The sequence below is a fragment of the Streptomyces actinomycinicus genome (genome assembly GCF_016741775.1).
In the GTDB taxonomy this organism is placed as follows: domain Bacteria; phylum Actinomycetota; class Actinomycetes; order Streptomycetales; family Streptomycetaceae; genus Streptomyces; species Streptomyces actinomycinicus.
Genome location: NZ_JAERRK010000052.1, coordinates 1 through 3,592, shown reverse-complemented (window position 1 = coordinate 3,592; position 3,592 = coordinate 1). Strand labels below are relative to the sequence as shown.

Sequence of the window (3,592 nt, the reverse complement as noted above, 5' to 3'; positions counted from 1 at the left end):
GTCTTCATCGCCCACGACCTCGCGATCGTGCGGCACTTCTCACAGCGCGTCGCGGTCATGTACCTGGGTAAGATCGTCGAGATCGCCGACCGCGAGGACCTGTACGGCAACCCGCGCCACCCGTACACGAGGGCCCTGCTGTCCGCCGTGCCCGAGGCAACGGTGGACGAGGAGCCCCGGGAGCGCATCCGCCTGACCGGGGACGTGCCGTCGCCGATCAACCCGCCGTCCGGCTGCCGGTTCCGCACCCGGTGCTGGAAGGCGACCGAGAAGTGCGCGACGGAGGCACCGCCGCTGGTGCAGGTGGACGGCAACAAGCCCGGGCACCTGACGGCCTGCCACTACCCGGAGACGGCCGACACCGTCCCCGCGCCGCGCCTCTCCAAGGACCCCGAGGCGGCGGCCTGACACACCCCTTTCCGTCAGCCGCCCCCTGCGGAACGGACCTTCACCGGCCCATTGACCCGAGCCCATGAACGTCCGCTCCAGGGGACGAGGGCCCGTGCCTCCCCAGGCGCGGGCCCTCTTCGGCATACGGGCGCCGGCACAACGGCCGTGATTCCGGACGGTGTTCGAGAAGTGCCCCGTTCCTGACACACCGTTCAGCATCGTGTGACACACTGCCGCGGTGGTGGATCACGTCTATGCCGATCTCTCGCTCGCCGCACTGTACGACCGCCTCAACCCCTGGGGACCGGGTGACGACTTCTACCTCGGTCTGGTGCGGGAGGCCCCGGCCGTGCTGGACATCGGCTGCGGTACCGGGCAGTTGCTGCGGCGGGCCCGGGCCGAGGGGCACCCGGGCCGGCTGATGGGGCTCGACCCGGCCGCCGCGATGCTCGTGCAGGCCCGGCGGAGCCGGGCCGACGTCGAGTGGGTGCTCGGGGACACCCGGGTGCGGCTGTGGCAGCGGGAGTTCGACCTCGTCGTCATGACCGGGCACGCCTTCCAGGCACTGGTGACCGACGAGGAGATCCGCGGCTGTCTGAGAGGGGTCCGCGCGGCCCTCGCCGACGGCGGGCGGTTCGTGTTCGAGACGCGTAATCCGGGCGCCCGCGCCTGGGAGCGATGGACCCCGGACCGGGTCCGCGAGGTCACCGCCGACGACGGCACGCCGGTGCGGGTGTGGCACGAGGTGCAGGGCGGCGGGATGCACCGGGGCCTGGTCCGCTTCACCGAGACCTACGCCGGACCCCACTGGCGCACCCCACGAGTCAGCCGCAGCGTCCTGCGCTTCCTGGACGCGGACACCCTGCGGGGCTTCCTCACGGAGGCGGGCCTGACGGTGGTCGAGCAGTACGGGGACTGGGGCCGGGGGCCGCTCACCGCGACCGCCCCGGAGATCATCACCGTGACCCGCCGGTCCTAGGCGGGGCCGTCCTGGCGGCCCGTCAGGAGGTCCCGGATTCCGGCAAAACGGCCTTGTTGTGATCCGGAGGTTCCGCGCCTCGGGCGTGATTGTGATCATGGGCTTGATCACTGTTCCTCCGCTGCCCTCCGCCGGTAGATTTCCGGCACACGCGCGCCCGGTCGGCCGACCACCGACCACGGGTGCGGCGCAGGGGGCAGGGGACCGACACGTGACGACGACCGTTCTGCGGTACCGCCTGCCCTCGTGGCTGATCCCCGTGCCCTGGACCCTCGCTCTCGGACTGTGGGGCCTGACCCGGCAGCACAGTCTGTGGCGGGACGAGGCCGCGACCTGGATGGCGGCCGGGCGGTCCGTCCCCGGCATCTGGCGCCTGCTGGGGCAGATGGACGTCGTGCACGGGCTCTACTACCTGCTGATGCACGGTCTGTTCACCGTTTTCGGACAGAGCATCACGACGCTGCGGCTGCCCTCCGTCCTGGCCATGACGGTGGCGGCGTGCTGTGTGACGGCCGTCGGCACCCGGCTGGCCGGCCACTGGGCGGGCGTGGCGGGAGGGCTGGCGTTCGGGCTGCTCCCCGCCGTGCAGTTCCATCTCCAGGACGGCCGCCCGTACGCGCTGGTGACCGCCGGGTGCGCGATCTCGACGCTGCTGCTGGTGACCCTGCTCCAGGGCCACGGAGGCACCTCCCGCTGGGTCGCGTACGGGAGCACGGTCCTGGTCTGCGCCCTGTTGAACTGGCTGTCCCTGCTGGTCCTGCCGGCCCACCTGGTGACCCTGCTGTGGGCGGGGACCGGACGGCGCGCCCGGGTGTGCTGGGCGGCAGCCGCGGCGGCGGCGGTGACCGCGAGCCTGCCGCTGATCCTGTTCAGCCGGGGCCAGCGCGCCCAGGTCGCCTGGATACCGCCGCTGACCTGGCACACGGTCATCGGCCCCGCGGTGCTGCTGGCGATCGGTGCTCTCGGGGCGCTGGCGGACCGGCCGCGGGCGGGCCGGCTGTCGACCGCGGCCGTCGGACTGCCGCTGCTGGCGGTGCCGCACCTCCTCCTCATCGGGGTCTCCCTGGACCAGCCCCTGTACCAGGACCGCTACGTCCTGTTCAGCATGGTGGGCCTCGCCCTGCTGATCGGCGCGGCGCTCGCTGCCGCGGTGCGGTCGGCCGCACCCCGGTACCCGCGGGCGGCGCGGTGGCTCGTGCCGGTGACCGTCGCGGCGGCGCTGGTGGCCCTGCTGCCGCTGTCGCTGCAGAAGCGGTCCCCGGCCAGTCGCGTGGACGACGTCCTCGCGGTGGCCGAGGACGTACGGCGCTTGAAGGGGGACGGGGACGCGGTGGTCTTCGTACCGGCGGACCGGCGCGACACCGCGCAGGTCTCCCCCGCGGCCTTCGCCGGTCTGCGGGACATCGCCCTGGCGGAGAGCCCCGTGACGTCCGGGACGCTGAAGGGTGTGGAGTGCGGCCCCCGCCGGATACGGGCCGAGATGCTGAGGCACCGGCGCGTCCTGCTGGTCACCGACGTACCGGAAGTGGCGCCCGCGGTGTCGGCGGAGCGGGACAGGACGAAGGTCGCGGTACTGAAGAGACACTTCACCGTGGTGGCGGACGAGCAGGTCCGCGGCCGACGGGTGACGGTGTACGAGCGGCGCCGGTAGCCACGACGACCACACGGGCGTCGCCGCGCACCGGCCGCCCGATGCCGGTCACCGACCACTGACCGCGGGCCACCAGGCACCGGGCACCGGCCGGGTCACGGTGATCGTGGCCCGGCCGGTCCGGGTCACCGCTGGTCCGTGGAGCCCTCCTCCAGGGCCGCAAGGGCCGGGTCCAGGACGATGTCCTCGGCGCGGGCCTCGGTGGTCGGGTCCTCCGGGAAGTGGCAGGCCGTGAGGTGACCCTCGTCGTTGCCGGTGAGCCGGACCAGCGGGGGTTCCTCGGTCGCGCACTTGTCCTGCGCCTTCCAGCAGCGCGTGCGGAAACGGCAGCCGGACGGCGGGGAGATGGGGGACGGGACGTCACCCGCGAGGCGGATGCGCTCGCGTGCGGGCGCGTCGTCGACCGCGAGGTTCACCTCGGGTACGGCGGACAGCAGGGCGTGGGTGTAGGGATGCCGCGGGCGGGTGTAGATGGAGACCCGGTCACCCACCTCGATGATCTTGCCGAGGTACATGACCGCGACCCGCTGCGAGAAGTGCCGCACGACGGCCAGGTCGTGGGCGATGAAGAG

Annotated in this window: 4 protein-coding genes; 3 read left to right on the top strand and 1 reads right to left on the bottom strand. The window is 73.0% G+C overall.

What is annotated here, in order from left to right:
- The 3 genes from JK359_RS38395 to JK359_RS38385 form a co-directional block, all read left to right on the top strand.
- A partial coding sequence (locus JK359_RS38395; RefSeq protein ID WP_201844353.1) for an oligopeptide/dipeptide ABC transporter ATP-binding protein occupies window positions 1-408 on the top strand: 408 nt, incomplete at its 5' end.
- 220 nt (window positions 409-628) lie between these two features.
- A complete protein-coding gene (locus tag JK359_RS38390; protein ID WP_201844351.1) occupies window positions 629-1,369 on the top strand; it encodes a class I SAM-dependent DNA methyltransferase in 741 nt (246 codons plus the stop codon).
- Between the two features lie 211 nt (window positions 1,370-1,580).
- Entirely contained in the window at window positions 1,581-3,020 is a 1,440-nt protein-coding gene (locus tag JK359_RS38385; protein ID WP_307788468.1) for a glycosyltransferase family 39 protein, read from the top strand.
- A gap of 125 nt (window positions 3,021-3,145) precedes the next feature.
- Here the strand turns inward: JK359_RS38385 and JK359_RS38380 are convergent.
- The coding region (locus tag JK359_RS38380) for an oligopeptide/dipeptide ABC transporter ATP-binding protein (protein ID WP_201844349.1) at window positions 3,146-3,592 on the bottom strand (447 nt) is incomplete at its 5' end.